The sequence below is a fragment of the Paenibacillus sp. 102 genome, from assembly GCF_039549175.1.
In the GTDB taxonomy this organism is placed as follows: Bacteria; Bacillota; Bacilli; order Bacillales; family Bacillaceae_G; genus Bacillus_A.
This window is the reverse complement of sequence record NZ_JBCGHT010000052.1, coordinates 1-2,983: the sequence shown is the minus strand read 5'-3', so window position 1 is coordinate 2,983 and position 2,983 is coordinate 1. Positions and strand designations below refer to the sequence as shown.

The window sequence follows — 2,983 nt, the reverse complement described above, 5'->3', positions numbered from 1 at the left end:
CATATTATATGGTTAAGTCCTCGATCTATTAGTATTCGTCAGCTCCACATGTCACCATGCTTCCACCTCGAACCTATCAACCTGATCATCTTTCAGGGATCTTACTAGCTTACGCTATGGGAAATCTCATCTTGAGGGGGGCTTCATGCTTAGATGCTTTCAGCACTTATCCCTTCCGCACATAGCTACCCAGCTATGCCCTTGGCAGAACAACTGGTACACCAGCGGTGCGTCCATCCCGGTCCTCTCGTACTAAGGACAGCTCCTCTCAAATTTCCTACGCCCACGACGGATAGGGACCGAACTGTCTCACGACGTTCTGAACCCAGCTCGCGTACCGCTTTAATGGGCGAACAGCCCAACCCTTGGGACCGACTACAGCCCCAGGATGCGATGAGCCGACATCGAGGTGCCAAACCTCCCCGTCGATGTGGACTCTTGGGGGAGATAAGCCTGTTATCCCCGGGGTAGCTTTTATCCGTTGAGCGATGGCCCTTCCATGCGGAACCACCGGATCACTAAGCCCGACTTTCGTCCCTGCTCGACTTGTAGGTCTCGCAGTCAAGCTCCCTTATGCCTTTGCACTCTACGAATGATTTCCAACCATTCTGAGGGAACCTTTGGGCGCCTCCGTTACACTTTAGGAGGCGACCGCCCCAGTCAAACTGCCCACCTGACACTGTCTCCCGGGTCGATAAGACCCGTAGGTTAGAATTTCAATACAGTCAGGGCGGTATCCCACCAGCGCCTCCACCGAAGCTAGCGCTCCGGTTTCAAAGGCTCCCGCCTATCCTGTACAAACTGTACCAAAATTCAATATCAGGCTACAGTAAAGCTCCACGGGGTCTTTCCGTCCTGTCGCGGGTAACCTGCATCTTCACAGGTACTATAATTTCACCGAGTCTCTGGTTGAGACAGTGCCCAAATCGTTACACCTTTCGTGCGGGTCGGAACTTACCCGACAAGGAATTTCGCTACCTTAGGACCGTTATAGTTACGGCCGCCGTTTACTGGGGCTTCAGTTCAGAGCTTCGCTTGCGCTAACCCCTCTCCTTAACCTTCCAGCACCGGGCAGGTGTCAGCCCCTATACTTCGCCTTACGGCTTCGCAGAGACCTGTGTTTTTGCTAAACAGTCGCTTGGGCCTATTCACTGCGGCTTTCCGTTAAGAAAGCACCCCTTCTCCCGAAGTTACGGGGTCATTTTGCCGAGTTCCTTAACCAGAGTTCTCTCGCACACCTTAGGATTCTCTCCTCGCCTACCTGTGTCGGTTTGCGGTACAGGCACCTTTTATCTCGCTAGAAGCTTTTCTTGGCAGCGGGGAATCAAAGACTTCGCTCCATAAGGAGCTTCCCCATCACAGCTCAGCCTTCACGATAAGCGGATTTGCCTACTTATCAGCCTAACTGCTTGGACGTGCACAACCAATCGCACGCTTCTTCTATCCTTCTGCGTCCCTCCATTGCTCAAACGATAAAGAGGTGGTACAGGAATATCAACCTGTTGTCCATCGCCTACGCCTGTCGGCCTCGGCTTAGGTCCTGACTAACCCTGAGCGGACGAGCCTTCCTCAGGAAACCTTAGGCATTCGGTGGACGGGATTCTCACCCGTCTTTCGCTACTCATACCGGCATTCTCACTTCTAAGCACTCCACCAGTCCTTCCGGTCTGACTTCACTGTCCTTAGAACGCTCCCCTACCACTGATACCATAGGTATCAATCCGCAGCTTCGGTGGTGTATTTAGCCCCGGTACATTTTCGGCGCAGAGTCACTCGACTAGTGAGCTATTACGCACTCTTTAAATGGTGGCTGCTTCTAAGCCAACATCCTAGTTGTCTAAGCAACTCCACATCCTTTTCCACTTAATACACACTTTGGGACCTTAGCTGGCGGTCTGGGCTGTTTCCCTCTTGACTACGGATCTTATCACTCGCAGTCTGACTCCTAAGGATAAGTCATTGGCATTCGGAGTTTGACTGAATTCGGTAATCCGATGAGGACCCCTAGTTCAATCAGTGCTCTACCTCCAAGACTCTTACACTTAAGGCTAGCCCTAAAGCTATTTCGGGGAGAACCAGCTATCTCCAGGTTCGATTGGAATTTCTCCGCTACCCACACCTCATCCCCGCACTTTTCAACGTGCGTGGGTTCGGGCCTCCATTCAGTGTTACCTGAACTTCACCCTGGACATGGGTAGATCACCTGGTTTCGGGTCTACGACCACGTACTAAACGCCCTATTCAGACTCGCTTTCGCTACGGCTCCGCCTCTTCAGCTTAACCTCGCACGGGATCGTAACTCGCCGGTTCATTCTACAAAAGGCACGCCATCACCCATTAACGGGCTCTGACTATTTGTAGGCACACGGTTTCAGGATCTCTTTCACTCCCCTTCCGGGGTGCTTTTCACCTTTCCCTCACGGTACTGGTTCACTATCGATCACTAGGGAGTATTTAGCCTTGGGAGATGGTCCTCCCGGATTCCGACGGAATTTCACGTGTTCCGCCGTACTCAGGATACATTCAAGAGAGAACGAAGTTTCGACTACGGGGTTGTTACCCTCTGTGACGAGCCTTTCCAGGCTGCTTCGTCTACCTCGTTCCTTTGTAACTCCGTATAGAATGTCCTACAACCCCAAGAGGCAAGCCTCTTGGTTTGGGCTAGATTCCGTTTCGCTCGCCGCTACTCAGGAAATCGCATTTGCTTTCTCTTCCTCCAGGTACTTAGATGTTTCAGTTCCCTGGGTCTGTCTTCCATACCCTATGTATTCAGGTAAGGATACCATACCATTACGTATAGTGGGTTTCCCCATTCGGAAATCTTCGGATCAAAGCTTACTTACAGCTCCCCGAAGCATATCGGCGTTAGTCCCGTCCTTCATCGACTCCTAGTGTCAAGGCATCCACCGTGCGCCCTTTCTAACTTAACCAAACTAAAATTAAAAAATATGAGCTACACTGTTATCTAGTTTTCAAAGAACAT

The 2,983-nt window shown here is 51.3% G+C and carries 1 rRNA gene; it reads right to left on the bottom strand.

Going from position 1 to position 2,983, the window contains the following annotated elements:
• Window positions 1-8: 8 nt before the first annotated feature.
• A 23S ribosomal RNA gene (locus AAIE21_RS29160) occupies window positions 9-2,930 on the bottom strand.
• Window positions 2,931-2,983: the final 53 nt, after the last annotated feature.